The organism is Rhodococcus sp. 06-470-2 (assembly GCF_002258235.1).
GTDB lineage: Bacteria > Actinomycetota > Actinomycetes > Mycobacteriales > Mycobacteriaceae > Rhodococcoides.
Genome location: NZ_NOYB01000031.1, coordinates 240,641 through 266,872 on the forward strand (window position 1 = coordinate 240,641; position 26,232 = coordinate 266,872).

At 65.8% G+C, this 26,232-nt stretch carries 24 protein-coding genes and 1 rRNA gene; 10 read left to right on the forward strand and 15 right to left on the reverse strand.

Annotated elements, in window-relative coordinates; translation table 11 throughout:
* Positions 1 to 59: 59 nt before the first annotated feature.
* Positions 60 to 461 carry a glucitol operon activator gene (locus tag CH276_RS15635; protein WP_032394656.1) on the forward strand — a complete coding sequence of 134 codons (402 nt, stop codon included), beginning with the start codon at positions 60 to 62 and terminating at the stop codon, positions 459 to 461.
* A complete protein-coding gene (locus CH276_RS15640) occupies positions 458 to 811 on the forward strand; it encodes a DUF3817 domain-containing protein (RefSeq protein WP_094631378.1) in 354 nt (117 codons plus the stop codon). Before CH276_RS15635 ends, CH276_RS15640 begins: the two co-directional genes overlap by 4 nt.
* A 2-nt stretch (positions 812 to 813) precedes the next feature.
* Here CH276_RS15640 and CH276_RS15645 read toward each other — a convergent pair whose 3' ends face one another.
* From CH276_RS15645 to clpS, 8 genes are all read right to left on the reverse strand, one after another.
* Entirely contained in the window at positions 814 to 1,620 is an 807-nt protein-coding gene (locus CH276_RS15645) for an esterase/lipase family protein (RefSeq protein WP_094631394.1), read from the reverse strand.
* A 9-nt stretch (positions 1,621 to 1,629) separates the two neighbouring features.
* A complete protein-coding gene (gene rdgB, locus CH276_RS15650) occupies positions 1,630 to 2,244 on the reverse strand; it encodes an RdgB/HAM1 family non-canonical purine NTP pyrophosphatase (RefSeq protein WP_094631379.1) in 615 nt (204 codons plus the stop codon).
* Entirely contained in the window at positions 2,237 to 3,022 is a 786-nt protein-coding gene (gene rph, locus CH276_RS15655; protein ID WP_094631380.1) for a ribonuclease PH, read from the reverse strand. Before rph ends, rdgB begins: the two co-directional genes overlap by 8 nt.
* A gap of 21 nt (positions 3,023 to 3,043) precedes the next feature.
* The gene (locus tag CH276_RS15660; protein WP_176459274.1) at positions 3,044 to 3,802 is read right to left on the reverse strand and encodes a cyclic nucleotide-degrading phosphodiesterase; all 759 of its coding nucleotides are present in this window, start codon (positions 3,800 to 3,802) and stop codon (positions 3,044 to 3,046) included.
* A 112-nt stretch (positions 3,803 to 3,914) separates the two neighbouring features.
* Positions 3,915 to 4,544: a rhomboid family intramembrane serine protease gene (locus CH276_RS15665; protein WP_094631395.1), complete on the reverse strand. Its 630-nt coding sequence runs from the start codon at positions 4,542 to 4,544 to the stop codon at positions 3,915 to 3,917.
* 59 nt (positions 4,545 to 4,603) lie between these two features.
* Complete coding sequence (locus CH276_RS15670) at positions 4,604 to 5,689, reverse strand: P1 family peptidase (protein WP_094631381.1); 1,086 nt, start codon at positions 5,687 to 5,689, stop codon at positions 4,604 to 4,606.
* Between the two features lie 9 nt (positions 5,690 to 5,698).
* The gene (gene aosR / locus CH276_RS15675; protein ID WP_032394662.1) at positions 5,699 to 6,268 is read right to left on the reverse strand and encodes an oxidative stress transcriptional regulator AosR; all 570 of its coding nucleotides are present in this window, start codon (positions 6,266 to 6,268) and stop codon (positions 5,699 to 5,701) included.
* 41 nt (positions 6,269 to 6,309) lie between these two features.
* The gene (clpS, locus tag CH276_RS15680) at positions 6,310 to 6,669 is read right to left on the reverse strand and encodes an ATP-dependent Clp protease adapter ClpS (RefSeq protein WP_176459275.1); all 360 of its coding nucleotides are present in this window, start codon (positions 6,667 to 6,669) and stop codon (positions 6,310 to 6,312) included.
* A gap of 58 nt (positions 6,670 to 6,727) precedes the next feature.
* Here clpS and CH276_RS15685 point away from each other — a divergent pair, with 58 nt between their 5' ends.
* On the forward strand, positions 6,728 to 8,077 hold the full coding sequence (locus CH276_RS15685) for a nicotinate phosphoribosyltransferase (RefSeq protein ID WP_045194510.1): 1,350 nt from the start codon (positions 6,728 to 6,730) through the stop codon (positions 8,075 to 8,077).
* A gap of 50 nt (positions 8,078 to 8,127) precedes the next feature.
* Entirely contained in the window at positions 8,128 to 10,176 is a 2,049-nt protein-coding gene (locus CH276_RS15690) for an ATP-dependent DNA helicase (RefSeq protein WP_032394664.1), read from the forward strand.
* A gap of 9 nt (positions 10,177 to 10,185) precedes the next feature.
* On the opposite strand, the gene glgP is transcribed toward CH276_RS15690, so the two are convergent.
* A complete protein-coding gene (gene glgP / locus CH276_RS15695; protein WP_094631382.1) occupies positions 10,186 to 12,708 on the reverse strand; it encodes an alpha-glucan family phosphorylase in 2,523 nt (840 codons plus the stop codon).
* 205 nt (positions 12,709 to 12,913) lie between these two features.
* Between glgP and CH276_RS15700 the strand changes: the two genes are divergently transcribed.
* The 3 genes from CH276_RS15700 to CH276_RS15710 are packed head-to-tail and all read left to right on the forward strand — an operon-like array spanning position 12,914 to position 18,582.
* Positions 12,914 to 14,920 carry an alpha-1,4-glucan--maltose-1-phosphate maltosyltransferase gene (locus CH276_RS15700; RefSeq protein WP_032394666.1) on the forward strand — a complete coding sequence of 669 codons (2,007 nt, stop codon included), beginning with the start codon at positions 12,914 to 12,916 and terminating at the stop codon, positions 14,918 to 14,920.
* An 11-nt stretch (positions 14,921 to 14,931) separates the two neighbouring features.
* Positions 14,932 to 17,133, forward strand: a complete 2,202-nt coding sequence (gene glgB, locus CH276_RS15705) for a 1,4-alpha-glucan branching protein GlgB (RefSeq protein WP_094631396.1) — start codon at positions 14,932 to 14,934, stop codon at positions 17,131 to 17,133.
* Positions 17,134 to 18,582 (forward strand): metallopeptidase, encoded by a 1,449-nt coding sequence (locus CH276_RS15710; protein ID WP_094631383.1) that lies wholly within the window; start codon positions 17,134 to 17,136, stop codon positions 18,580 to 18,582. It begins immediately after the preceding gene.
* Positions 18,583 to 18,591: 9 nt separating this feature from the next.
* On the opposite strand, the gene CH276_RS15715 is transcribed toward CH276_RS15710, so the two are convergent.
* The 3 genes from CH276_RS15715 to CH276_RS15725 all read right to left on the reverse strand — a co-directional run bounded on the left by CH276_RS15715 (position 18,592) and on the right by CH276_RS15725 (position 21,224).
* Positions 18,592 to 19,479: a tetratricopeptide repeat protein gene (locus tag CH276_RS15715; protein WP_094631397.1), complete on the reverse strand. Its 888-nt coding sequence runs from the start codon at positions 19,477 to 19,479 to the stop codon at positions 18,592 to 18,594.
* Positions 19,480 to 19,593: 114 nt separating this feature from the next.
* Positions 19,594 to 19,965 (reverse strand): DUF3817 domain-containing protein, encoded by a 372-nt coding sequence (locus CH276_RS15720; RefSeq protein ID WP_176459279.1) that lies wholly within the window; start codon positions 19,963 to 19,965, stop codon positions 19,594 to 19,596.
* A gap of 68 nt (positions 19,966 to 20,033) precedes the next feature.
* A complete protein-coding gene (locus CH276_RS15725; RefSeq protein ID WP_032394813.1) occupies positions 20,034 to 21,224 on the reverse strand; it encodes an acetyl-CoA C-acetyltransferase in 1,191 nt (396 codons plus the stop codon).
* Between the two features lie 105 nt (positions 21,225 to 21,329).
* Here CH276_RS15725 and mce point away from each other — a divergent pair, with 105 nt between their 5' ends.
* Positions 21,330 to 21,812: a methylmalonyl-CoA epimerase gene (gene mce, locus CH276_RS15730; protein WP_373453929.1), complete on the forward strand. Its 483-nt coding sequence runs from the start codon at positions 21,330 to 21,332 to the stop codon at positions 21,810 to 21,812.
* 59 nt (positions 21,813 to 21,871) lie between these two features.
* On the forward strand, positions 21,872 to 22,822 hold the full coding sequence (locus CH276_RS15735) for a hypothetical protein (RefSeq protein WP_094631385.1): 951 nt from the start codon (positions 21,872 to 21,874) through the stop codon (positions 22,820 to 22,822).
* Positions 22,823 to 22,852: 30 nt separating this feature from the next.
* Here CH276_RS15735 and CH276_RS15740 read toward each other — a convergent pair whose 3' ends face one another.
* Entirely contained in the window at positions 22,853 to 23,170 is a 318-nt protein-coding gene (locus CH276_RS15740; RefSeq protein WP_045194504.1) for a hypothetical protein, read from the reverse strand.
* Positions 23,171 to 23,211: 41 nt separating this feature from the next.
* Complete coding sequence (nucS, locus tag CH276_RS15745) at positions 23,212 to 23,883, reverse strand: endonuclease NucS (RefSeq protein WP_094631386.1); 672 nt, start codon at positions 23,881 to 23,883, stop codon at positions 23,212 to 23,214.
* A 42-nt stretch (positions 23,884 to 23,925) separates the two neighbouring features.
* On the opposite strand from nucS, the gene CH276_RS15750 reads away from it, so the two are divergent.
* Entirely contained in the window at positions 23,926 to 25,515 is a 1,590-nt protein-coding gene (locus tag CH276_RS15750) for an adenylate/guanylate cyclase domain-containing protein (protein WP_032394816.1), read from the forward strand.
* Between the two features lie 620 nt (positions 25,516 to 26,135).
* On the opposite strand, the gene rrf is transcribed toward CH276_RS15750, so the two are convergent.
* Positions 26,136 to 26,232 (reverse strand): 5S ribosomal RNA (gene rrf / locus CH276_RS15755); the annotation flags it as partial.

The following is a 26,232-nucleotide window of genomic DNA, read 5'->3' on the forward strand; positions in this document are numbered from 1 at the left end:
ACCGCCGGGCCGCAGCACGCGACTACCTCCAGTAGTAGTACCTCCGGTACCGTCGAAGGGTGACTTCTTCCCGCCCGAACCGTCGGCCAGCATTGATTGCGCTGGTCATCGTGTCCGCGGCGGTGTGCCTGGGACTCGGCTGGTGGCAGTGGGAACGCTTCGAGGCAGTAGGCGGCAACGGTCAGAACCTCGGATACGCGTTCCAATGGCCCCTGTTCGCAGTGTTCGTGGTCTACGCCTACCGCAAGTTCGTCCGCCTCGAGGACGAGGACTCCGACGAGGCGGCGGCAGTGCGGCCCGACGGACCCACCGAGGTGCCCCTCGACCTGCTCCCCCAGCGGCAGGCCCCGGCGGCCGACGCCAGGGACCTCGACGATCCCGAAGCCAGGCAACTGCTCGAATACAACAGCTACCTCGCGGAGCTGAACGAATCCCGCGGGACCGACAGGAGCACCACGTGAGTTCGGCACCGGACAAGACGCAGGCGTCTGCGAACAAGACCCAGAAGATCGCTTCCGCGTTGCTGCGCTATCGCGTTCTGGCCTACGCCACGGGAATCTGGCTGCTCGTTCTCGTGACCGAGATGGTCGCGAAGTACGTTTTCAAGGTCGAGAAAGTGCCCAATTGGATTGCCGTCGTGCACGGTTGGGTCTACCTCGTGTACCTCGTGCTCACGGTGGATCTCGCCATCAAGGTGCGGTGGCCCGCCGCCCGCACGATCGGCACACTGCTCGCCGGGACCATCCCGTTCCTGTCCTTCTACGTCGAGCACAAGCGCACCAAGCAGGTCAAAGCCGACTTCGGCGTCTGACGTCAGCAGTCGACCGGCTGCGCGTTCTCCGGATCCAATGCGTTCTGCACCAGCCGCTGAGCCAGCGGATCGTACGAGATTCCCGTGTGCTCGACGACGTTGGCCGGGCACAGGTCCTGCAACACCACGTTGGTGTTTCCCGCGCCGCTGAGCAGCGAGGCCGTGTACGGAACGACGATCTGGTCGTACCGGGTGACGATGGTGGTGTAGTCGATACCCGAGACGGTGTCGCTGCCCTCGTTCAGACGCTCGAGCACGTCGTCCTGCGTCGGCGGGCCCGCCGTCGGGTGGTTCGGTGGAGACAACGCCACGATCCGTGCCACCGTTCGATCTCCGCCGAGGAAGCGGGCGTAGTAGCGCGGCACGGTGCCGCCCTTCGAGTGCCCCACGATCGACACCTTCTGCGCGCCCGTCGCCTCCAGTACGGAATCGACGAACATCGACAGTTCCGCGGCACTCTCGGGAATGGGTTCGAGCGCACCGAACGCCCGAACCGGCCCGGTGTTGCCGTAGTCGATGGCGAACACGCAGTATCCGGCCTCGGCCAGCGTCGGCGACAGCGATGCCCAGTTGTCGTAGGAATTCTCCAGGAATCCGTGCACCAGCACCACCGGCTCGGGATGCTGCGCACTCGGAACACACGAGAAATCATTCGCGCCCGGAGGCGTCACGCCAGGATGCGCGATCGAATAGGCGAGAGCCTCGGCGAAGGAGCCGGCTGCGGGTGCCGCGTCGGCCGGGGTGCCCGCCAGGCACAGTGCGGCTGCGGCGGCGAACACAACCGACGTCCGCATCGAAACGGTTCGCATCGCCACGAGCTACCGCCTCGCCAGCTCGCCGAGGCTCGGAACGAGCATGCGAAGCGCGCGACCACGATGCGAGGCGGCGTCCTTCTCCTCCGGGCTCAGCTGCGCGGCGCTGCGGCCGTCGCCCTCGGGCACGAAGATGGGGTCGTAGCCGAAGCCGTTCTCCCCCATTGGCTCTCGGCCCACTACCCCGCGCCATTCGCCCCGGACCACCGTCTCGGTGCCGCCCGGAATCACCAGGGCACACGCCGAGACGAATGCGGCTCCGCGACGCTCGTCCGGGGTGTCACTCAACTGCGCCAGAACCAGTGCGGTGTTGGCCTCGTCCTGCCCGTGCGTACCGGACCAGCGCGCCGAGAGCACCCCGGGCATCGCGTTCAGGGCATCGATCTCGATCCCGGAATCGTCTGCCACACAAGGCATTCCGGTGGCCGCCGCGCCGTCACGCGCCTTGGCGAGCGCATTCTCCTCGAAGGTCGCTCCGGTCTCGGGAGCCTCCGGGAACGGCGGCACCTCGTCCAGGCCCACCAGTTCGATTCCGGCCACTCCGGCGGCGTCGAGCACCCGCCGGAGTTCGCGCAATTTCTTCGCGTTCCGGCTCGCTACCAGAAGCTTCGACTCAGGCACCGAACTTCTTCTTCGATTCCGCGGCTGCAGGCTCGGGCAGTTCGCAGGGATACGGCAACGCCAAAGCTTCCTTCTGCACCTCGAACAATTTCTCGATACCGACGAACGCGGAGTCGAGCAACTTGTCGAGTGTGGTGCGCGGGAACGTCGCGCCCTCCCCGGTTCCCTGGATTTCCACCAGCGTGCCGGTGTCGGTGGCGACGACGTTCATGTCGACCTCGGCGCGCGAATCTTCTTCGTAGGGCAGATCGAGGCGCACTCGGCCGTCGACGACGCCGACGCTGACCGCGGCGATCATGCACGAGATCGGCTGCGGATCGGCCAGTCGTCCCGCGGCGCGCAGATAGGTGACTGCGTCGTTGAGAGCGACGAACGCGCCGGTCACAGCCGCGGTGCGGGTACCACCGTCGGCTTGGAGTACATCGCAGTCGAGGGCGATGGTGTTCTCGCCGATCGCAGCGAGATCGATGCATGCTCGCAGTGAGCGTCCGACCAATCGAGAGATTTCCTGGGTGCGGCCGCCGACCTTGCCCTTGACGGACTCGCGGCCGTTACGGGTGTGGGTTGCAGCGGGGAGCATCGCGTATTCGGCAGTGAGCCAGCCGAGACCGGATCCCTTTCGCCAGCGCGGCACACCCTCCTCGACACTGGCCGTGCACATCACCCTGGTGTTGCCGAACTCGACCAGCACCGACCCTGCCGGGTGGCTGGTGAATCCGCGGGTGATCTTGATGGTGCGGAGCTCGTCGTCCGCCCTGCCGTCTTCTCGTCTGGACACGACTCGAAGCCTAGCGCGTCGTCAGACGGTGAAGACGTCCCCTGGCAGTACCGCGTGCACCGGTCCGCTGAACTCTGCCTTCGCCTCGGCGATGACATCCTCCCGTGAGGTCCACGGCGGAATATGCGTGAGCAGCAGCTCCCCCACCCCTGCATCTCGCGCGATTCGGCCGGCCTCGGTTCCGGACAGGTGCACTCCCTCCGGCCGCTCGGGACTGTCGGTCCAGGACGCCTCGCACAGGAACACGTCGGCTCCGTCCGCCAGTTCTCGCACCGCCTGGCACATTCCCGTGTCTCCGCTGTACGCGAACGTGCGGCCTTGCGCGGTGGTGACACGCATGCCGTAGGACTCCGGCGGATGGAACACCTGCCGAGCCAGAATCGACAACTTTCCGAACTCCACGGTGCGGCCGTCCACCCAGCGACGCAGGTCGATGGTGTCCGACATGTCGTCGATCTGCCCACCGCACTCGGCCGAGGCGACGCCGAGCCGGAACGCCGTGTCCTTCGGTCCGTAGACGATCGCTCGTCCCTCCGGCGGAGTGGGATGGTAGCGCCGCCACACCAGCAGCCCCGGAACGTCGAGGCAGTGATCGGCATGCAGATGTGAGAGCAGAACACTCACATCTCCCGGATCGGCGTAGCGCTGCAATGCCCCGAGGATGCCGGGACCGAAGTCGAGGACGACCGGGGAGGTCTCCTCTTCTTCCAGCAAGTAGCCCGACGCGGGCGAATCGGGTCCGGACACACTGCCCGAACATCCCAGGACGGTAATTCGCATGAAAGCCATGCTGCCACGCCGAGCGCATCGCTCGAAACGTTCGGGCAGTATTCACAGCGCGAGTCGGCGAAATTCACCGCAGGCGACAGCTGTGTCCGTAGTTACCCAGCGCCTACGGAGTGGGCCGGTCGAGCGACTTCATCCGCGCCCGCTCGGCCCGCGCATCGGCGGACAACAGTCGAGCGGCAACCACTCCGCCCACCGCGCCGAACAGATGTCCCTGCCACGAGACGTTCGGCTCGCTCGGAAGGATGCCCCACAGGGCGCTGCCGTACAGGACGAACACCACGACGCCGATCGCGAGTTGGCCGAGTCTGCGGGTGAAGAAGCCGCGGACGAGCAGGTAGGCGATGAAGCCGAAAATCAGGATCGAGGCACCGATCGTATTGGTGTACGAAGAGGCCGTGAGCCAGGTACCGAACCCACCGACCACCCAGATGACCCCGGTGGCCGCCAGCCCACGCGCCGGTCCGGACAGCAGCACCAGAAACCCGAGTACGACGATGGGCACGGTGTTGGCGATCAGATGCTGCCAGTCGTCGTGCAGCACGGGCGCGAACAGAATGCCCCACAACCCCTCGACCGAGCGCGGCTCGATACCGTTGCGTTCGAGTCTCGATCCGCTGGCCACATCGATGAACTCGATGACCCACAGCAGCACCGTGAATGCTCCCACCAGCATGGCGGCCTGCATCCAGACCGGCCGCTCACGCTGGGCAGGACGGTTACTGATCTCGCTCATGATCGCCTCCGAATTCGGTCCCACCACGGTACCGAACAGAGGTGACAGGCCCGCGTCCCTCAGACTCCCGAGCCACCGAACGCGGACGTGAAGATCTGGCGATACGTAGGAATGCCGGCCACCGAGGTGGCGTCGAGCAGGGCCCGGACGATGGCGCGCTCGACGACGATCGCCGCGGCCTCGGTGACCGCGGCCAGTACCGGAAGTTCCACCGAGAACGCGGCGGGTACCGAGGACTCCGGGCCGACGGGTCTGGTGCCGGTGGACACGGCGAAGATCGTGTCGCCGTCGAGTGGGGAATGTGCCGGTCGAACGGCACGCGCCAGACCGTCGTGACCGGCGACGGCAATCCTCTTGCACGACGCCGACGACAGCGCAGCATCGGTGGCGACAACACCGATCGTGGTGTTGAGCGCGGTGCCCTTGGGTTCGAGGGCGAGCGCGGCCCACAGCTGGTTCACATCGGGCTTGCGCATACCGAACGCCGCGGGCCCGAGCGTGCCGGTTCCCCACAACAGCCCCGTGCGCGGATCGAACACGGCCCCCACCGGATTGGCCACCATCAGTGCCGCCACGGTGACTCCGTCGGCAGGGCCACCCTCGATCACCGTGCTGGCGGTACCGACGCCGCCCTTGAGCACTCCGGCGCGAGCACCGACTCCAGCTCCGACCGATCCGGTCTCGAATTCGGCTGCTGCTGCTGCGGCAGCGAGGTAACCGAACTCCGCCGTCGGACGCGCCGCCCAGTCGCCCACCGGAAGATCGAAGATCACTGCGGCCGGCACGATCGGAACGACGTGATCGGGACTGCCCATCGGAATACCCTGGCCGTGCTCTTCCAGCCACCGCATGACGCCGTCCGCGGCCGCGAGCCCGTATGCACTGCCCGCGGTCAGCAGGATCGCGTTGACGTGCTGCACGGAATGGCTCGGATCGAGCAGATCGGTCTCGCGCGTTCCCGGCCCCCCGCCGCGAACGTCGACCGCGGCCGTGGCACCTCCGAGAGCACGTACGACGGTGCAGCCGGTCGCCGAACCGGACCCCATCGTGGCGTCGTCGTCGAGGTCGTGATGATGGCCGACCAGCAGACCTGTCACATCGGTCAGGCTGTCCCGTGGTCCGGGTGTCTGGAATGCAGCGGTCACGCGCGCGTCCTAGGGAATGAGGACCTGCACGAGAGAATCCTGCATCCAGGTCAGCCAGTGATACACGTCGAGATGCGGAGCGCGAGGATCACCCTCGTCGAGGACGTCGGGTGTGTCCGCGCTGATCCCCAGCGTGGTGCCGAGCGCCAGCCTCACGTCGTTGAGGCCGGTCAACCATGCGTCCGCCTGCTCCTGGGTCAGCACGATCTTGCCACCCGACTCGGGAACAGTGGCCAGGATCATCGATCCGGCAGCCAATTTCTCGTCGATGATCTCGGGCTCGTGAAGTCCTCGGAGAGCCCCGTTGAGATCGGTCGGATCCTCCTCGTCGCGGTCGGGATCGGCGCGATGGAAGTCCGGCAGCAGCCGGGCCAGCGCGGCATCCTCGGGCGGACTGTTGTGGCCGGTCCGCAGACCGGTCAGCGCTGCGAGCTCGTCGGTGGGAGCGGCGGCGGAACGGTCACGCAGCAAGCCGAGAACCGAGCCGACGAGAGACCGAAGCACGGCAGCCTCACGCGCATCGATCTCGGATTTTATCTTGACCCCGGACAACGAATTCCGTCTCGTCCACGTGCGCACTGTTGCTGATGTCCTTCACTGACGAAGAGGTGGTGAGCTGGTTACTTGTCCTGCTGCATGGTGGCCCACAGACCGGCCGCGTGCAGCCGTCGAACATCGTTCTCCATCGCGTCGCGCTCTCCGCTCGACACCACGGCCTTGCCCTCGGAGTGCACCTGCATCATCAGCTCGGTGGCCTTGGCCTTGCTGTAGCCGAACAGCTTCTGGAACACATAGGTGACGTAGTGCATCAGGTTGACCGGATCGTCCCAGACGATGGTGACCCAGGGGGTGTCGTGCGCTTCGTCGGCCGCGACGGCCTCGGTCTGTGCCGGGACCGCTTGCGGAGACGCGGCGACGACGTCCCCTGCCGAGAAGCCGTCCACGGGCAGAAGCGATCCATCCACCGTCAACCAAGGCATGCCCAACAGGGTACGGCGTATCGGGCCAGCGTCCCACGCTCGCCCCTTCGCTCGTAGTGTGGGCGAGGTGAGCAACGATGCGACCACAGATCACGCGAATCCCGGCGACGGTGCCAGCACAGCACTGCTGACCGATCAGTACGAGTACACGATGCTGTCGGCGGCCCTGGCCAGCGGTTACGCAGATCGAATCTGCAGCTTCGAGGTGTTCGCGCGCAGGTTGCCCGGCGGTCGCCGATACGGAGTCGTCGCGGGCACCGGACGCATCCTCGATGCGATTGCACGTTTCCGCTTCGGCCAGGAGGAGTTGCGGATCGTCGCCGAATTCCTCGACGCCGAGACCGTCGAATGGCTGCGTAACTACCGCTTCACCGGCGACATCGACGGCTACCGCGAGGGTGAGCTGTACTTCCCGGGCTCTCCCGTTCTGACCGTTCGCGGCACCTTCGCCGAGTGCGTCGTCCTCGAAACGCTCGTGCTCTCCATCCTCAATCACGACAGTGCGATCGCATCCGCGGCAGCACGGATGGTGGCGTCCGCGAAGTCCCGTCCGATCATCGAGATGGGATCGCGTCGCACCCATGAGGAAGCCGCCGTCGCCGCCTCGCGCGCGGCGTACCTCGCGGGATTCACTGCGACGTCCAACCTCGAAGCCGTCCGCAGGCACGGCGTTCCAGGCGCGGGCACGTCGGCGCATGCCTTCACATTGCTGCACACCACCGCCGACGGCCCCGACGAACGGTCCGCATTCGCGGCTCAGATACGCGCTCTCGGAGTGGCCACCACCCTGCTCGTCGACACCTACGACATCACCCAGGGTGTCGCCAACGCCATCGAGGTCGCCGGGCCCGAACTCGGCGGTGTGCGCATCGACTCCGGCGACCTTGGCGTGCTCGCGCGCCAGGTCCGCGACCAACTGGACGCCCTGGGAGCGCCGAAGACCAGGATCGTCGTCTCGGGCGACCTCGACGAGTACGCCATCGCCGCGCTGCGGGCCGAGCCGGTCGACTCCTACGGCGTCGGAACGTCTCTGGTGACCGGTTCCGGTGCCCCGACTGCGGGCATGGTCTACAAACTGGTCACCGTCGACGGAATCCCCGTCGCCAAGCGCAGCAGTCACAAGGAATCGCGCGGCGGTACCAAAGCGGCGCTGCGCACCGCGCGGAGCACCGGCACCGCAGTCGAGGAGATCGTCCACCCGTTCGACGCTCCGCCGACCGTCGAGAGCGATCTGACGGTGGAGACGTTGACCACGCCGTTGGTCCGCGGCGGAGAACGAGTCGCCGACCTCCCCACGCTCGCCGACGGCCGTGACCTGCTGGCCCGACGCCTCGTCAGCCTCCCGTGGGAGGGTCTGAAACTGTCTCAGGGCGAACCGGCCATACCCACGCGCTTCGTCGAGGGGTGACAGCGGTGTCGGTACCGAAGCGAGTGGGCGATCGGCAGTAGTCTGCTTCGGTGCCGTCGAAGACCGAGTTGCCAACCGTTCCCGCTCTCCTGCAGGTCGCGGTGCACTCGCTCGGCGGCAAGGAGCGCAGCAATCAGCTGACGATGGCCTCGGCGGTGGCGCACTCGATCGACACCGGTGAGCATCTGGCGGTGCAGGCAGGCACCGGAACCGGCAAGTCTCTTGCCTACCTCGTTCCCAGCATCCGGCACGCTGTGGAATCGGGCAGGACCGTCATCGTCTCCACGGCCACCATCGCGCTGCAACGGCAGCTGGTCGACCGCGATCTCCCGCGCCTGTCCGACGCCCTGACCGAGGCTGTCGGCCGTAGACCGAAATTCGCAATCCTCAAGGGCCGCAACAACTATCTGTGCATGAACAAGATCCACACCGGTGCTGCGCAGGAGGCCCCGGATGCGGAACTGTTCGACCCCTTCGCCGTCTCACGCATGGGCCGCGAGGTGGTACGGCTGACCAAGTGGTCGTCCGAGACCGAGACCGGCGACCGCGACGATGTCGTGCCCGGGGTCAGCGATCAGGCCTGGCGGCAGGTCAGCGTTACCGCCCGCGAATGCCTGGGCAAGTCCCGCTGCCCCGTCGGCGAGGACTGCTTCGCCGAACGCGCCCGCACCGAGGCCGCCCAGGTTGACGTCGTGGTGACCAATCACGCGCTGCTCGCGATCGATGCGATCACCGGAATCCAGATCCTGCCCGAGCACGACGTCGTGGTCGTCGACGAGGCCCACGAACTGGTCGACCGGGTGACCGGTGTGGCCACGGAGGAGCTGTCGGCCGCAACCGTCACCGCCGCGGCTCGGCGGAGCGCCAAATTGATCGAAGAGGAGACGGTCGATCAGCTCGAGGGTGCCGCCGAGAACTGGGCCGCGATTCTGGACGAGCTTCCGCCGAGCCGGTGGCAGTCCCTACCCGACGGCGTCGGCCCAGCACTCGCTTCGATTCGTGATGCAGCCTGGGCGGTGCGCACCGCGATCGGCCCCAACAAGCAGGGCATGGCAGCGAGCGATCCCGAGGCTGCCGCAGCTCGCAGCGCGGCTCTGGTCGCGGTCGACGAGGTTCACGACAGCGCGGTTCGTGTCCTCACGGCGTTCGACGAACCAGATCCGGCCAAGCGCAAGGACGTCGTCTGGCATGCCGTCGACGACTTTCGCGGCAACGTCAAACGCACGGTCCGTATCGCGCCGCTGTCGGTGGGCGGACTGCTGCGGGCTCGCCTGTTCGCCGAGTCCACCGTGGTGCTCACCTCCGCGACCTTGACCGTCGGCGGATCGTTCGACGGGTTGGCCGTCAATTGGGGCCTGCCTGCAGAGAAGCCCTCGCGCAGTGACACCGCGATGGCGTCGGGTGTGGAACCGCCGTCCGACACCGGGTCGATCCGGTGGAATTCGCTCGACGTCGGCTCGCCGTTCGACCATGCCCGGGCAGGCATCATGTACATCGCCAAGCATCTGTCTCCGCCCGGACGCGACGGCCTCTCGAAGTCCTCTCTGGACGAGATCGAGTCGCTGGTCAGCGCCGCCGGTGGTCGCACGCTCGGACTCTTCTCGTCCATGCGGGCCGCGAAAGCCGCCGCCGAGGAAATGCGCGAGCGCCTCGACACCCCGATTCTGTGCCAGGGCGACGACTCCACCGGCGCACTGGTCCAGAAGTTCGCCGACGACGAGGCCACTTCCCTGTTCGGGACGCTGTCGCTGTGGCAGGGCGTCGACGTCCCCGGCCCATCGCTGAGCCTGGTGATCCTGGACCGCATTCCGTTCCCGCGGCCCGACGATCCGCTGTTGGTCGCCCGGCAGCAGGCCGTCGAATCCCGGGGCGGCAACGGCTTTCTCGCGGTCGCCGCCAACCACGCAGCCCTGCTCCTGGCGCAGGGCGTCGGCCGACTGCTCCGCAGCGTCGACGACAAAGGTGTTGTCGCCGTTCTCGATTCACGACTTGCCACTGCCCGCTACGGCGGCTACCTACGCGCCTCGCTGCCGCCGTTCTGGGAGACCTCGGATCCGGAGGTAGTGCGCAAGGCGCTCACCCGGCTGGCCGGAAAGTAACGCGCCCGGCTACGGAGTCGCCACCAGACCGAGCTCGGCATCCGAGGCGAGACCGTGGTGGTGAGGTAGCACCCGCACCGTGTATCCCACTGCGCCGCTGTGCGGCAGCAGCGTCTCGCCCGCGTAGATGTGCTCACCACCCTCGGTACCCACGTGCGTCATGGCCGTCGTGCGGATGTCGGTGAGGTTCTCCTCCTCGTCGACGCGTCCCACGACCGCCTGCACCACGACGTCCGACGGGTCGAGTCCGCCGAGATCGACGTCGGCGCGCAGCGAGAGATCCGCGCCGATCACCGGGGTGTCCGGCAGACCGTCACTGTCGACCCGGGTGACTTTGACTGCGCTCCACGCCTGTTCGACGCGACGGCGGTACAACGCGACATCCGAGGCACCGCGGTTGTTCTCGGCCGAAGCCGCGCGGGCGGACTCGGCAGCGGGGGCGTAGTAACCCAGCGTGTAGTCCTGAACCATTCTCGACGCCAGCACTTTCGGGCCCAGGTGCTCGAGGGTGTGCCGCACCATTTCGATCCAGCGACTCGGTACGCCGTCGTCACCGCGGTCGTAGAACTTGGGTAGTACCGCCTGTTCGAGCAGTTCGTACAGAGCAGCGGCTTCGAGATCGTCCCGCCGATTGTCGTCGGTGACGCCGTCCGCGGTGGGGATCGCCCAGCCGTTCTCCCCGTCGTACATCTCGTCCCACCACCCGTCGCGGATCGACAGGTTCAGGCCGCCGTTGAGCGCGGACTTCATGCCCGAGGTACCGCAGGCTTCGAGCGGTCGCAACGGATTGTTCAGCCACACGTCGCATCCCCAGTACAGGAATCGAGCCATGGACATGTCGTAGTCGGGCAGGAACACGATGCGGTGCCGTACGTCGGCCTGGTCGGCGAATCTGACGATCTGCTGGATCAGCGCCTTTCCGCCGTCGTCGGCGGGGTGCGACTTGCCCGCGACCACCAACTGGACCGGGCGAACCGGATCGAGCAACATGGCGCGCAGTCGCTCGGGTTCGCGGAGCATCAGGGTCAGGCGCTTGTACGTCGGCACTCGTCGAGCAAATCCGACGGTGAGAATATTGGGATCGAAAACGTTTGCTGTCCAACTGATCTCGGCCTCGGTCGAGCCACGTTCGAGGGCCGAGCGCCGCACCCGACAACGCACCTCGTCCACCAATTGCGCCCGCAGAGCGTTGCGCGTGGACCACACCTCGTCCGAGGACATCGGCCCCGACTCCGCCCATTCCCGGGCGGACCACGTCGGAGCGTGGACGCCGTTGGTGACCGATCCGATCGGCACCTCGGATGCGTCGAATCCCGGCCACAGGTCGTTGAACATCTCGCGGCTGACGATGCCGTGCAACTTCGACACCCCGTTGGCACGTTGCCCCAGACGCAGTCCCATGTGCGCCATGTTGAACACCGAGGCGTCGGCTTCGCCGCCGAGGGCGAGAATTCGATCCATCGGCAACCCCGGCAGCAGCGCCGAGTCCGCGCCGCCGTCCGCACTTGCGAAGTAGTGCCGCACCAGATCGGCCGGAAACCGGTCGATTCCGGCGGGGACCGGGGTGTGGGTGGTGAAGACGGTGCCCGCTCGCACCGCCGCCAGCGCTGCATCGAAGTCCAGTGTTCCCGCGGTGACGAGTTCGCATATCCGTTCGACGCCGAGGAATCCGGCGTGGCCCTCGTTCATGTGGAACACCTCGGGATCGGGCAGTCCGTGCGCACGGGTGTAGGCCCGGATCGCCCTGACTCCGCCGATACCGGCGAGTATCTCCTGCTTGATGCGGTGATCCTGGTCGCCGCCGTACAACCGGTCGGTGACCCCGCGCAGCTCCGGGTCGTTGTCGGCGATATCGGAATCGAGCAGCAGCAGCGGGACGCGTCCCACCTGGGCGATCCACACCCGCGCTCGCAGCACCCGAGATCCGGGCATCGAGACGTGGATCAGCACCGGAGAGTCGCCGTCGTCGGTGAGCAACCGCAGTGGCAGACCGTGCGGGTCGAGGGACGGATAGCGTTCGGCCTGCCAGCCGTCGGCCGTCAGCGACTGACGGAAGTAGCCCGAGCGGTAGAGCAGCCCGACACCGATCAACGGCAGTCCCAGGTCCGAGGCAGCCTTGAGGTGGTCGCCGGCGAGGATTCCGAGCCCGCCGGAGTAGTTCGGCAGGACCTCGGTGACACCGAACTCCATCGAGAAATACCCGATGCCCGACGGCAGAGCACGCCCCTCGGCCAGCTCGTTCTGGTACCAGAGCGGTCGAGCGAGGTAGTCGTGGAGATCGGCCTCGGCGGCGTCCAACTCGGCCAGGAAGTGCTCGTCGGCCGCGAGTTCCTCGAGACGCGCAGGTGCGACGGCTCCCAATACGGCCACCGGATCGCGCTCGAGCTCGGTCCACAACAGTGGATCGATGTGCTCGAACAGATCCTGCGTCGACGGGTGCCACGACCACCTGAGGTTTGTCGAGAGCTCGGCGAGGGCATTCAGGCGGGCGGGAAGGTGGGCTCGGACGGTGAATCGACGCAAAGCTTTCACAGGGTCGAACCCTACCCACGCACACCTGTGTCGATGGGCGGCTTGGACGAAATCCGAGATGTAGTGCCCACCGCGGGCAGTATGCGTCGGCGCACGCGCCATCTGCATTGCTGCACTACGGTTGACGAGTAGAAGCACACCAATATCGGTTCGATCAGAGGTTGCGCCCGCGCAGCCATACCTCTAGCGAAGAATGGAGTGTGAAGTGACAGGTCGACTTGGTATCGACAATGTCCTTCCAGATACGACGACCGGGAAGTACCCCGCGAAAGCGGTGGTGGGCGAGACGTTTCCAGTCTCCGCCGACGTCTGGCGCGAGGGTCACGATGCGGTGGCCGCGACACTGTCGGTGCGCGGGCCTGGAGGCAAACTCGAACGCATCCCGATGACACCGGGCCGCGAACCCGACACGTTCGACGCGGTGTTCGTCCCCTCTCGGCCGGGTTACTGGATCTGCCGCATCGAAGCGTGGAGCGATCCGATCAGCACCTGGCGTCACGCCGTCGAAGCCAAGCTCGGAGTGGGCCAGAGTGCCCACGAACTCGCCAACGACCTCGAGATCGGGGCCCGGTTGTTCCTGCGGGCCGCCACCGGAGTTCCGGCCGAGAGCAGGCAGATGCTGGCCGATGTCGCCGCCGCGCTGCGCGATACCGACCGCCCGTTGCCGGCTCGCGTGTCCTCGGCGTTCGCGCCGGCGGTCGCCGAACTGCTGTTCGCGCATCCGCTGCGCGAATTGGTGACTCGATCTCGTGCGGTCAACGTGTGGGTCGATCGCAATCTCGCGCTCAACGGTGCGTGGTACGAGTTCTTCCCCCGGTCGACCGGTGGGTGGAACGAGGACGGTTCGCCTCGGCACGGCACGTTCGCGACGTCGATCGAGCAGTTGCCCCGCATCGAGCGGATGGGATTCGACATCGTCTACCTGCCGCCCATCCACCCGATCGGCACCATCAACCGCAAGGGCCCGAACAACACGCTGACGCCCGGTCCCGAGGACGTCGGGTCGCCGTGGGCCATCGGCTCGAAGGACGGCGGGCACGACGCCATCCATCCCGAACTGGGCACCGAGGACGACTTCCGCGCGTTCGTCGCCGCCGCGCAGGAACACAACCTGGAAGTGGCGCTCGATCTCGCTCTTCAGGCTGCTCCCGATCATCCCTGGGCTGCAACACATTCCGAGTGGTTCACCGTGCTTCCGGACGGCACCATCGCCTACGCCGAGAACCCTCCGAAGAAGTACCAGGACATCTACCCGGTCAACTTCGACAACGACCGACGCGGCATCTACGAGGAGGTGCTCCGCGTGGTCCGATACTGGATTTCGCTGGGCGTCAAGGTCTTCCGAGTCGACAATCCACACACCAAGCCGCCGGACTTCTGGGAATGGCTGATCGCCGAGGTGAAGAAGACCGACCCGGACGTGCTGTTCCTGGCCGAGGCGTTCACCCGCCCGGTGCGTATGTACGGGTTGGCGCAGCGCGGTTTCACGCAGTCGTACACCTACTTCACGTGGCGTACCGCGAAATGGGAGCTCACCGAGTTCGCCGAGGAACACGCTCGACGCGCCGATGACGCGCGGCCGAACCTGTTCGTCAACACCCCGGACATCCTGCACGAGAGCCTGCAGCACGGCGGGCCCGGAATGTTCGCTCTCCGAGCAGCTCTCGCGGCGACGATGGCTCCCACCTGGGGCGTCTACTCGGGCTACGAGCTGTTCGAGCACCAAGCCGTGCGAGAGGGCAGCGAGGAGTACCTGGACTCGGAGAAGTACCAGCTGCGTCCGCGCGACTTCGAGGGTGCACTCGCCCGCGGCGAGTCGCTCGAGCCGTGGATCACCACGCTGAACGCGATCAGGCGTGCGCATCCGGCGCTGCAGCAGCTCCGCAACATCCACTTCCACACCATCGACAACGAAGCGCTGATCGGATACTCCAAGTTCGACCCGCAGACCGGTGACTCGATCCTGGTGGTGATCAACCTGAATCCCTTCGGAGCCGAGGAAGGCACGATCCACCTGGACATGCCCGCCCTCGGTCACGACTGGCAGGACACCCTCACGATCAAGGACGAAGTGAGCGGCGTTCACTACGACTGGGGCCACACCAATTTCGTTCGGCTCGAGCCCTGGACGTCGGTGGCGCACATCTTCACGCTCCCCCACATCCCGTACCCGGCACGAATCGAACTGGCCTACCGCGGCAACCGAAAGTGAAGGGATTCAACGTGACCGAGAATCCGACGACGCCCGAAGACACCGTCGCAGCCCCGCCCGACAACGATCTCGAACTCATCGCTGCAGGGCGGCACTACAACCCGCATTCCGTCCTCGGTGCCCACCCGGTGCCGGGCGGAACCGCGATCCGGGCCCTCAAGCCCGACGCCGAGAAGGTCGTCGCCCGCATCGGTGGCGTCGACCACGAGCTGACCCACGTCGCGCACGGAGTCTTTTCTGCCCTTCTCCCGTTCGAGGACCTGATCGACTACCGCCTCGTGGTGACGTGGCCCGGTGGACACGTCTCCGAATCCGCCGACGGATACCGCTTCCTGCCCACTCTCGGCGAACTCGATCTGCACCTGTTCGGTGAGGGCAGACACGAGCGTCTGTGGGACATTCTGGGCGCGCACCAACAGTCGTACGCGACACCGGACGGCCCCGTCACCGGCACGTCGTTCGCGGTCTGGGCACCCGCAGCCCAGGGCGTCACGCTGGTCGGCGATTTCGACGGCTGGACCGGGCGCACATGGCCGATGCGCGTACTGGGCTCGACCGGAGTGTGGGAGATCTTCGCTCCCGACATCGCGCCGGGCGCACTGTACAAGTTCCGCGTTCACGGCTCCGACGGCTCGGTCAAGGACAAGGCCGACCCGATGGCCTTCGCCACCGAGGTTCCACCGTCGACGGCCTCGGTGGTAACCGCATCCTCGTACACCTGGAACGACGAGTCCTGGCTCGATACGAGGGCCGGCATCGAGCCGACGCAGGCACCGATGAGCGTCTACGAGATCCACCTGGCGTCCTGGCGGCCGGGACTGGGGTACCGCCAACTCGCCGAGCAGTTGGCCGAATACGTCACCGAAACCGGCTTCACCCACGTGGAGCTGCTCCCGGTCGCCGAGCACCCGTTCGGCGGGTCCTGGGGATACCAGGTGACCTCGTACTACGCACCGACCTCTCGCTTCGGCAGCCCCGACGATTTCCGCTACTTCGTCGACCACCTCCACAGTGCCGGAATCGGTGTCATCGTCGACTGGGTTCCCGCCCACTTCCCCAAGGACGAATGGGCCCTGGCTCGGTTCGACGGTGGCCCGCTCTACGAGCACGGTGACCCGCAGCGCGGCGAGCAACTCGACTGGGGCACTTTGGTCTTCGACTTCGGGCGGCGCGAGGTTCGCAACTTCCTGGTCGCGAACGCGCTGTACTGGATCGACGAGTTCCACATCGACGGACTGCGCGTCGACGCCGTGGCGTCGATGCTGTACCTGGACTACTCCCGTCCCGAGGGCGGCTGGTCGCCGAACATCTACGGCGGCCGCGAGAACCTCGAGGCCGTGACCTTCCTGCAGGAGATGAACGCGACGGTGCACAAGAAGCACCGCGGTGTCGTCACGGTGGCAGAGGAGTCGACCGCATGGCCCGGCGTCACCCGCCCGACGAACGTCGGCGGACTCGGGTTCAACATGAAGTGGAACATGGGCTGGATGCACGACACCCTTGGCTTCCTCGGGCGTGACCCCATCCACCGCAGCTACCACCACCACGAGATCACCTTCTCCCTGGTCTATGCGTGGAGTGAGAACTACCTGCTCCCCATCAGCCACGACGAGGTGGTACACGGCAAGGGCACTCTGTGGACTCGGATGCCCGGAGACGACTACGCCAAGGCAGCAGGGCTGCGCGGAATGCTCGCCTACATGTGGGCGCACCCCGGTAAGCAACTGCTGTTCATGGGACAGGAGTTCGGGCAGACCCGTGAGTGGTCCGAGGAACGCGGCCTCGACTGGTATCAGATCGACGAGGAACCTCTGCACAATGGCGTGAAAACCCTTGTGTCCGATCTGAACTCGACGTACAAGACCCATCCGGCACTGTGGACGCTCGACACCTCGCCGAGTGGATACTCGTGGATCGACGCCAACGACACCGAGAACAACGTGCTGAGCTTTCTGCGGTACGGATCCGACGGTTCGGTCATCGCGTGTATTTTCAACTTCTCCGGAAACGAGCACGGCAGCTATCGTGTGGGACTACCGGAACCCGGCCGCTGGATCGAGATCCTCAACACCGATGCAACGGAGTACGGGGGCTCCGGCGTGGGCAACCTGGGTGAAGTGACGGCTACATCGCACTCGTGGCACGGTCGACCGGCGTCAGGCCAGGTCGCCCTTCCTGCCAACGGGGCGATCTGGATAAAACTGGAGCGATAGATGAGTGGCGGCCGCACACCCCGACTTCTGGCCGCGGCCGCCACTGCAGGGCTGCTCCTGCTGACCTCGTGCGCACAGACCGTCAGCGGAAACGCGGTATCGATCTACGAGAACCCGTTCACCGTCGCCGGACTTCCGGTCACGAACGGGCCGAGCGGGCCCCGTCCCGGTGTCCCCGATTCGACGATCACCGTGGAGAACGCCGAGGGCACCGACTCGGACATTCTCGGTACGAACGCGATCGACGACATCCAGCAGTTCTGGGCCGAGCAGTACCCCAACTTGTTCAAGGGCTCGTTCACCCCGGTCTCGAAGGTCGTCTCGTGGGACGCGTCCGAGGACGAGGGATCGGGCATCAGATTCTGCGGAGACCGCACCGGCGGTATTCCCAACGCCGCCTACTGCACTCGCGACGACTCGATCGGGTGGGATCGCACCATTCTGCTCCCGGCTCTAGTCGACGCGTTCGGACCGATGTCGGTGGTCATGGTGATCGCCCACGAATACGGCCACGCCATTCAGCATCAATCGGGCCTCGTCGGCGACGACACCCCGACCATCGTTGCCGAGCAACAGGCCGACTGCTTCGCCGGCGCGTTCATCCGCCACGTCGCCGAAGACGATGCACCGCACTTCACCATCAACACCTCGGACGGACTCAACGGCGTTCTCGCCGCGACAGTCGCCGTGCGCGACGTCGACCCCAACGATCCGGAATCGGTACACGGCTCTGCCTTCGAGCGCGTCACCGCAGTGCAGCTCGGCTTCATCAACGGCGCGGCAATCTGCACCGGTATCGACGAGGCCGAGATCGATTCGCGTCGAGCATCGTTGCCGCAGAAGTTCAGCGACCCGGACGACTCCGGTGAGCTACCGGTCACCGAGGACACCCTCGGAGCCTTCACTCGGTCCTTCGAAACCGTGCTGCCCGTCGCCGTTCCACCGAACATCGACTATTCCGGTTCGGACACCGGATGCTCCGACGCCGAGCCCACCGCGCCGGTGTCGTACTGCCCGTCGACCAACACCATCGGTGTCGACGTCGAGGACCTGGCCGAAGTCGGACAGCCCGAGACACCCCGACGCGAAGACATCCTGCCGCTCAACGTTTCCGGCGACTACAGCGCCTACGTGCTGTTCGCCTCGCGCTACACGCTCGCGGTGCAGAGGGAAGCAGGTCAGTCGCTCGACGATCCGCAGGCCGCCCTGCGATCGGCCTGTCTGTCCGGAGTGATCACCTCGGCGATGAGCCTCGAGAGCGGAACGACGGACCTCGAAGTCTGGCTCTCCCCCGGCGATCTCGACGAGGCCGTGTCCGGACTGCTCAGTGACGGCCTCGCCGCCAGCGACGTCAACGGTACGACCCTGCCGTCCGGCTTCTCCCGAGTCGATGCCTTCCGGTCGGGAGTTCTCGGCGGCAAGGAACGGTGCGACGCACGCTACAGCTGAGTACCGCTGTCAGTACAGGGCCGACGCAAGCTTGCGTCGCGCAGAAACGACCAGCGGATCGGCCGAATCGAACAACTCGAACAGCTCGAGCAGACGGGTGCGCAGCGCAGTTCGGTCGTCGCCGGCGCTGATCTTGATACCGTCGATCAACCGCGCAAAAGCCTGATCCGGTTGTTGACCGGCCATCTCGGCGTCTGCGGCATCGATCCGAGCCTGAACGTTTCCGGCGTCGGCGTCGGCGAGTGCAATCGCGTCCGGTGCCAGATTCTGCACACGCGCAAGGAATTTGACCTGACGCAGTGCGGCGACGGCCTCGGTGTTCTTCGGTTCGGCGTCGATGATCGCCTGGTAGGCAGCTTCTGCCTTCACGAAATCACCCTCGTCGATGGCCTCTTCGGCGGCGACGATTCTGGGGTCCTCGATCTCGGGTTCCGGTTCTGCAGCGGCCGCCCCGGGAGGCCCGGTGAGCTTTCCCGCAGTCGCCTGTTCGACGGCCTGTAGCCACTGACGCAGCTGCTCGTCCGACTGTGTTCCCTCGAAGTCGGCCAACGGCTGACCGGCTGCGACGGCAACCACCGTCGGAATGGCTTTTACACCGAACGCCTGCGCGATCTGCGGATTGGAATCGACGTCGACTCGGGCGAGAACCCACGTACCCGCCGCCTCCACGGCCAGCTGCCCGAGCTGACGCGTCAATGCCTGGGACTGCGGCGAACGCGCCGAACCCAGGTCGACGATCACCGGTACCTGCGTGGACCGCTGCAGCACCTCGGCCTCGAACGTAGCCGCGGTCACGTCCACGATCGGTGCCAGTCCTCCCGCGTCGCCCGCGGATTCGGCCGCAGGTGCAGGTGCCGGACGGTCCTTGAGAACGGACAGGTCGACGGCACCGGCAATGGATGCGGGAACAACAGCTGACGGGCGGACGGGAGGACGGGAACCGGGTCGAGTCACGCCCTACAGTTTGTCACTAACGCGATGCGTCATCCACTGGCGGGCGGTGCAGGTCGGTCAGGACAGAACCTTGGCATCGGCTGCGGGCCTGCCGGTGCTCAACTCGGCGAGACGGCCGGTGCGCGCGGCCCAGATCTCGAAGATCACGGTGCCGAACGGGGGGAACGCCGCGACGAGCGCCAGCAGGGTCGCCTTGATGTCCCATTTGAGCTTGACCGCCGTCAACACGGCGACGGCCAGATACACGACGAACACGCCGCCGTGGATGGGCCCGAAGATCTTCACGCCGATTTCGTTGCCATCGGCAGGGATGTACTTGAACGCCATTCCGATCAGCAGACCCAGCCAGGTGAACGCTTCGAGCACAGCGACGAAGCGGAAGCGTTTGGCTGTACTGCTCAGGTCGAAGAAGTTGGTCATACCCGCTATTGTGCCCGGTTTGCTACGACGGAACGTAGTGGCTCTGGTCTCAGTCCCGCGCCAGAGCCACCACGCGCCTACTGCTTCGGGACTCGAACGATGAGGGCGTCGCCCTGTCCACCGCCGCCGCACAGGGCGGCCGCGCCCACTCCGCCGCCGCGTCGCTGCAGCTCGAGTGCCAGATGCAGTGCGATGCGAGCTCCCGACATGCCGAGGGGATGCCCGATCGAGATCGCTCCGCCGTTGACATTCACGATCTCGGGATCGATGCCCAGCTCACGCGTCGACGCGATTCCGACCGCTGCGAACGCCTCGTTGATCTCGACGACGTCGAGATCCTTCGGGTCGATGCCGTCCTTCTCGCATGCCTTGACGATCGCGCGAGCCGGCTGTGACTGCAGTGTGGAGTCGGGACCGGCGACCACTCCGTGGGCACCGATCTCGGCGAGCCAGGTCAGACCGAGCGACTCCGCCTTCTCCTTGCTCATCACCACGACGGCGGCGGCACCGTCGGAAATCTGTGACGCCGATCCGGCGGTCACGGTGCCGGCCTTGTCGAATGCGGGGCGAAGCTTGCCGAGGGAGTCGACGGTGGTGTCGGCGCGGATGCCTTCGTCTGCGGTGAACTGAATCGGCTCACCCTTGCGCTGCGGGATCGAGACCGGAACCACCTCATCGTCGAAGACGCCGTTCTTCCAGGCTGCTGCGGCTTTCTGATGCGACGCGGCGGCAAAGGTGTCCTGCTCCTCGCGAGTGATGACCTCGGTGCTCTGGTTGCGCTGCTCGGTCAGCGCACCCATGGCCTGATCGGTGAAGATGTCGTACAGACCGTCGTACGCGAGGTGGTCACGCATTGTGACATCGCCGTACTTGAACCCGGCGCGCGACTTCTCGAGCATGTGCGGTGCCTGGGTCATCGACTCCTGGCCACCGGCAACGACGATCTCGAATTCACCGGCACGAATCAGCTGGTCGGCCAATGCGATGGCGTCGACTCCGGACAGGCACACCTTGTTGATCGTCAGGGCAGGCACGGTCATCGGAATACCAGCAGCAACCGCAGCCTGACGGGCTGGAATCTGGCCCGCACCGGCGGTGAGAACCTGGCCCATGATGACGTAGTCGACCTGATCCGGAGCAACACCGGCCTTCTCGAGTGCGCCCTTGATGGCGATACCGCCGAGGTCCGATCCCGAGAAGTCCTTGAGTGCACCCGAGAAGCGCCCGACGGGCGTACGAGCACCGGCGACGATGACTGTTGTGGTCACGATTTCCTCCGAAAGTATGAAGACGGCCTTGTCGAGATCAACGCTCCGACGCTCCCTTCCGATACCGGCCGGGCGGAACACCGAAACGCAGCTGGCGCTAACGTCATGGCCATGACCTCCAGCACGCAGTCTTACACGGGAGCCCCGCTGCGCTCCGACCTGGTGACGGCTATCGACCACGTGGGTGTCGCGGTGCCCGATCTCGATGCCGCGATCGCCTGGTACACAGACCACCTCGGCATGATTGCCGTGCACGAGGAGATCAACGAGGAACAGGGTGTCCGCGAGGCGATGCTGTCCTTCCCCGGAGCGACGGAGAAGTCCGCTGCACTGCAGTTGCTCGCACCGATCGACGAGTCGTCCACCATCGCCAAGTTCATCGGCCGCAACGGCCCGGGACTGCAGCAGTTGGCCTACCGCGTCACCGACATCGAAGAGATCTCGACCGAGTTGCGCGCTCGCGGAGTTCGGTTGCTGTACGACGCCCCGCGCCGCGGCACCGCCGATTCTCGGATCAACTTCGTCCATCCCAAGGACGCCGGTGGAGTGCTCATCGAACTCGTCGAACCTGATCACAATTCGCACTGAGCGAACTCGGTGAGCGAACCGTATGGCCCTCTACTTGACTCACCGGTAAATTGACGGCCATGGCCATCGATCATGAGCGCACTTCCACGGTGCAACTTCCCTTTTCCATCGTCCGGAAAGGGTTCGATCGCGACGAAGTCACCAACTACTTCGAGCGATTCGACGCCGAACTACGGCTGACGACCGCAGATCGTGACGCGGCCGCAGCGCAGGCTCGTGATCTGGCCAAGCAGCTCGACGACGCCCGCGACGAGATCGACGAACTGCGCAAGGACATCGATCGCCTGTCGGTTCCGCCCACCACGGCGGAGGGGATGAGCGATCGAATCTCACGCATGCTGCGGTTGGCCTCGGACGAGGCATCCGAGGTACGCGCCAAGGCGCACTCGGAGTCCGAGGAAATGATCTCCGTTGCGCAGCAGGAGAGTGCCCGACTGCGCGGACGGCACGAGTCACTGGTGGCCGAACTCGAAGAGCGCCGAACGGCACTCGAAGCCGAACATGAGCAGACCATGGCTCAGGCGCGCACGGAGGCGGCCCGAGTGGTCGAGGCCGCGCAGGCCGAGCGCGACAAGTTGGCCGCCGAATCCGAGGCCAAGCGCTCCAAGGTTCAGGAAGACTTCGAGATCACGATGGCCGAGCGCCGAACCAAGGTGCTCACGGCCCTCGAGGAACTAGAGGCGTCCAGCAAGGCCGATGCCGCCCGACGCATCGAAGAGGCGACGACCGAGGCTGCTCGACGGCTTCAGTCCGCCAGTGAACAGGCCGAAAGGCGGATCGCGCACTCCAAGGAACTGGCCGAGGAGCTGCGTGTGCTGCGCAGCCGCGTACTGGCCCAGCTGCTCGGAATCCGGGGCCAGCTCGATTCGGTTCCGGCGATGCTCGCCTCGGTCAATCGCGAAAGCGAGCTGCTCGACAACCCCGACCCGACGGCCATCCTGAAGAAGGAAGAAGAGAAAGCGGCCGCGAAGGCCGAGGAACAGAAGGAATCGGCCGACTCCTCGTCCTGATTCAGCTGATCCTGCGCCTGGCCTCCCCCGCTACGACCATCTACGGGTGAGGCCTCGCGTGTTTCGCCCGGACCAACACCCGGTGTGCCAATGCCGACGATTGTCGGCACCGCCGAAATCGTCCGACGGCCACGCCACGATGTGTGCGACGCCCGGCCGCACCTCGTGATCGCAGCCGGGGCAGCGATACGTCTTGACCGCCTTGGCACCGGGGATCATCCGAGTCGTGTACGTGTCTCCGTCCGGACCGACCTCGACCCGATTGCCGCCCAGCACGGAATCGGTCGGCGGGCCGAGAACACTCGGGCCGCTCCGATTCGCTCTGCGGGGCTGATTACGACGGGGCACCCGTCCAGTGTAGAGAACACGCCGGCGGACACGGACGGTCGTCAGAAAAGCCTGAACTCGGTGCTGTCGGTTCCGCGCAGGACGTCGTAGTCGAGTGTGAGACAACGAATGCCGCGATCGGTGGCCAGCGTCTTCGCCTGAGGCTTGATCACCTGGGCAGCGAAGACACCGCTCACCGGAGCCAGCAGCGGATCACGGTTGAGAAGCTCCAAGTACCGGGTCAACTGCTCGACGCCGTCGATCTCGCCACGTCGCTTGATCTCGACCGCCACGGTTCCGCCATCAGCGTTGCGGCACAGCAGATCCACCGGTCCGATAGCCGTCATGTACTCGCGCCGCACGAGCGTGTAACCGTCACCCAAGGTACTGACATGCTCGGCCAGCAGCTCCTGAAGATGGGCCTCCACACCGTCTTTCACCAATCCGGGATCGATGCCCAACTCGTGGCTCGCGTCGAGTTCGACGTCATCGATGGTGATACGAAGTTCTTCGCCGGCCTTGTTGGTGACGACCCACTTGATCGTCTCGCCCTCGGTGGTTTCTACCGTCCAGCAGGGCGGCGACATCCAGTTCAGCGGCTTGTAGGCCCTGTCGTCCGCGTGCACGCTGACCGATCCGTCGGACTTGACGAGTAGCAGGCGACGAGCGGACGGGAGATGTGCGGTGAGGCGGCCGACGTAGTCGACTTGGCAACGAGCAATAACTAGACGCACTCGACCACCTTAAGGCAGGAGCCCCGTTAGTCTGTGACGACCATGCCGCAATTGAGACGATCTGCCGCTCCCCTGGGCTCCCGACTGCTCGGAGACACCTCCGAGTCGCCGCGTCGACGACGGATCCGAATCCAGCTGTTGCTGACGGTGTTTCTGATCCTGTCGAACCTCATCGGTGCAGTCATCGTGGGGGTTCTGATCAGCGTAGTGGTGCCCGGACCGGACGTTCTGCGAACGGATCAGTACTGGTGGGTGAATTTCATCGTCGTCCCGGTATACGTGTTCGTGGCTTTCGTCGTCGGTGCTGTCTGGGGCACCACGCACGCTCTGCGAAGCCTGCGGTGGGCAATCGAGGACCGTCAACCCAGCCGCGAGGAGCAGGTCGCGACCCTCGCAATGCCGTGGCGTCTGACTCGAATCCAGATTCTGCTCTGGATAGGAGCCTTGCTGCTGCTCACCACGATCGACGGCATCATCGACGCGGCGTCGATTCCCAAGGTTGCGTTCACGATCGCGGCAGGTGGCACCGTCGTCTGCGCGTTCAGCTACCTACTCAGTGAATTCGCGCTTCGTCCCGCTGCTGCTCGCGCCCTCGAAGCCGGGGATCCTCGCCGAATCCGTATTGCCGGAGTCATGGGCCGATCGATTCTGTCGTGGCTGTTGGGCACCGGCGTGCCGGTCAGCGGATTGATGATCATCGCCATCTTCCGTTTCATCAACCCCGAAACGACAGCGACACAGCTCGCGGTCTGCATCCTGTCCCTCGGAGGAATCACCATCGTTTTCGGCCTTGCGCTGACCGTGCTCGGTGGTTTCGCGACGACGTCCCCGATCAACAACGTGCGGGCAGGCATGGCCGAGGTGGAGAAGGGCAACATGGATGTCCGCCTTGCGGTGTACGACGGCACCGAGCTCGGCGAGCTGCAGAGTGGGTTCAACCGCATGGCCGACGGAGTGCGCGATCGGGAGAAGATTCGAGACCTCTTCGGCAGACACGTAGGACACGAGGTCGCCGAGAAGGCCCTGCAGTCCGAGAGCGAGCTCGGCGGACAGGAACGCGATATCGCCGTGTTCTTCATCGACCTCGTGGGATCGACGGAGCTGGCAGCATCCCGACCCCCTACCGAGGTCGTGGACCTGCTCAACCGGTTCTTCGCCGTGGTGGTCGACGAGGTGGACGAGCACGGCGGCTTCATCAACAAGTTCGAGGGCGACGCGGCTCTGGCCATCTTCGGAGCCCCCAACGAAATTCCCGACCACTGTGGCTCGGCGCTGGCTGCGGCACGAGCAATTGCCCGACGACTCGTGGTCGAAGTTCCCGAATGCAGCGCCGCGGTCGGCGTCGCGGCGGGACGCGCTGTCGCCGGCAACGTCGGTGCGAAGTCCCGATTCGAGTACACGGTCATCGGAGACCCGGTGAACGAAGCCGCTCGCCTGTCCGAGCTGGCGAAAAATTCCCCCGGAGCGATCCTCGCATCGAAGACCGCCGTGGACGGCGCCTCGGACGACGAAGCGCAGCGTTGGGAATTCGGCGATCGCGTGACGCTCCGAGGACGATCCGCCGAGACGGTACTCGCGAACCCCAAGGATGTGAAAGTCACCGCCGACGAGCCTGCTGCCGTGCACGCCTGACTCGTATTACCGGTCCTTGCAGTTGCCGCAGCCCGTCGCGTCGGTACCGCATTCCGCAAATGCGCGCGCGTTCGTCAGCTGCGCAGGGATTGGTGGGTGGTTGGGGTGCGATTGTGCGCGCGGACGGCGAATGCGCGCGCCTTTGCGCTCGTATTCGCCGTCCGCAGCGCGTCGTCTGCCCGCACCCGAGTTCAGGCCGCGACCCCGCTCGTCGCGAATGCGCGCGCATTTGTCAGGTGTGCGGGGATTGGTGGGTGGTTGGGGTGCGATTGTGCGCGCGTATGGCGACTGCGCGCGCGTTTGTCGGAGGGGGTGCGAGGAGGGGCGGCAGTCGGGGTGCCGAGACGCTCGGGTGGCCGCCGGTGTGCGCGCCGGCATCCGGGTTCGGCCCTGATCGTCGCGAATGCGCGCGCATTTGTCAGGTGCGCGCAGATTGGGGAGCGGTCGGGGTGCGATTGTGCGCGCGCACGGCAATTGCGCGCGCGTTTGCCCCTGTGGGTGCGGGCTAGCTCGGCACGGGTGGGTGTGGGTGTGGTGTCGGGTGTGGTGTTTTGTGGTTGTGGTTTCGAAATGCAGAACACCCCCGGACCGGGTGGTCTGGGGGTGTTCTGGGAAATTGTGTTCGGCGGTGTCCTACTCTCCCACACCCTGTCGAGTGCAGTACCATCGGCGCTGGAGGGCTTAGCTTCCGGGTTCGGAATGGGACCGGGCGTTTCC